Genomic DNA, 1,649 nt, shown 5'->3' on the forward strand with positions numbered 1-1,649 from the left:
GGTGAACTACGGCTTCGACCGGGTTCGGATGATGGCTCCCGTCCGCGCCGGCAGCCGGGTCCGCGGCCATTTCGTGTTGAAGGAGATCGTCGAGCGCGGCCCCGGCGAGGTCATGGTCAAGTCGCAGGTGACGGTCGAGATTGAAGGGGCCGAGAAACCGGCGCTTGTCGCGGACTGGCTGGGTCTCACCCGCTTCGCCTGATCGCCAGGCCCCGAATCAGGTCGCGCGCCAAGCGAGGCTTCGATGGCGGGATAGGATCGCGAGACGGCAGCAATAATAGGCGCGAGCGGACGCCGTATTTGAGGAGGCGGGTCAAGGTGAACCACAAACACACATCAGGTCAGCCATGCGCTCGACGGCAAGGCCATCGGGGCCGTCGCCGCCCGCGTGGTGGACACCCGCCTGACAATGCGGCCGCTGCGCAACATCGAGGGCGTGCTGGTCAACGCCCGCTGTCGAACGCTTGCTTGAGGAGAAGCCGACCCTTCGGCGGCGATCGACGCAAGACGAGATGGACGCCGGCGGCCGGGGGGTGCGGCAAGGTCAGTGCCTCACCATGACATTCCTACCGCAAGGTCCTACTCATCCGCATCAGGGAAGAGGCTGAGAGCCTCATCCCCAATCGCCTCGCCGGAGCGCCGGTCGTCAAGGGGCGCCGCCTCCGTTCCCAACCCCGTGAATTCAGGAAACCAGCCCATGAGCGACCCCGTCGTCCTGTTCGTCCGGTTCCGGCCGAAGCCGGAACATCGCCAAGCCGCAAGAGAAGCGTTCGAAGCGGTAGTGCCCCTGTCTCGCGGGGAGTCCGGATGCCGCGAGTATGTGCTGCACATCGACCGGGAAGCGGAGGGCGATCTCTGTCTCTACGAGGTGTGGGACAATCACGAGGCCCTCAAGAGCCACTTCGCCCAACCCTACACGAGCGCCTTGTCTCAGCAGCTTGCGGGTTGGCTGGCGGAGCCGCCGGCGACCACAAAGCTCACCCGCCTTTAGGGACCTGCCTGGCCCAGGGGGAACTCCGTTAGCCTCGGCCTCTGTCGCTGATTTCAAACGCAGAAGCCCAGGAGATCGGGGGCCGGTAGGTTGCGACCGGCGAGCGCCGACGACAAGAGGATTCAAGGCACGCCGGCCGCGGGCATGGATCGAAATCCGTTGCGCCGAGCTCCGGCTGCGGCTCACATCGTTTCCCAATGACCAGGTGGTGGGCGCCGGCTTCGCCCTCGCTCTCGCCGCCGACGTTCGGATCGCAAGCCGCGAGGCGCGGTTCCTGAACGGCGCCGTCAGGGCCGGCCTAACGGCGTGCGAGATGGGCATCAGCTATCACCTGCCACGGCTGGTCGGCGCCGGCCGCGCCTTCGAGATCATGCTCACCGGCCGCCCCGTGCCCGCGGAGGAGGCGCAAGCTATCGGCTTGGTCACGCAGGTGGTGGACGCCGCCGCCTTGCGCGACGCCGCGCTCCAGACGGCGCGCGCGATCGCCGCCAACAGCCCATATGCGATCAAGCACACGAAACAGCTGATGTGGACCAACCTCGATGCGCCCAGCCTCGAGGCGGCCATCCAACTGGAGAACCACGCCCAGATCGTGGGCATCCTTAGCAGCGACTTCGCCGAAGCCACCGCGGCCTTCGCCGAGAAGCGTCCGCCCGTT

The 1,649-nt window shown here is 66.8% G+C and carries 2 protein-coding genes and 1 pseudogene; all 3 read left to right on the forward strand.

Features of this window, described 5'->3' with window-relative positions; genetic code table 11:
• A pseudogene (locus Q8Q88_RS00615) lies at nt 1–202 on the forward strand (Nodulation protein N); the annotation flags it as partial.
• 495 nt (nt 203–697) lie between these two features.
• The gene (locus Q8Q88_RS00620; protein ID WP_305673262.1) at nt 698–991 is read left to right on the forward strand and encodes a putative quinol monooxygenase; all 294 of its coding nucleotides are present in this window, start codon (nt 698–700) and stop codon (nt 989–991) included.
• Nucleotides 992–1,199: 208 nt separating this feature from the next.
• Nucleotides 1,200–1,649, forward strand: a 450-nt coding sequence (locus Q8Q88_RS00625) for an enoyl-CoA hydratase-related protein (RefSeq protein WP_305673263.1), incomplete at its 3' end; no start/stop codon positions are given.

It is taken from the genome of Phenylobacterium sp. (assembly GCF_030697925.1).
GTDB lineage: Bacteria > Pseudomonadota > Alphaproteobacteria > Caulobacterales > Caulobacteraceae > Phenylobacterium.

What these genes read in the sequence shown, in the direction of transcription:
- Q8Q88_RS00620 (WP_305673262.1), top strand. Translation starts at nt 698, where the DNA reads ATGAGCGACCCCGTCGTCCTGTTCGTCCGGTTCCGGCCGAAGCCGGAA.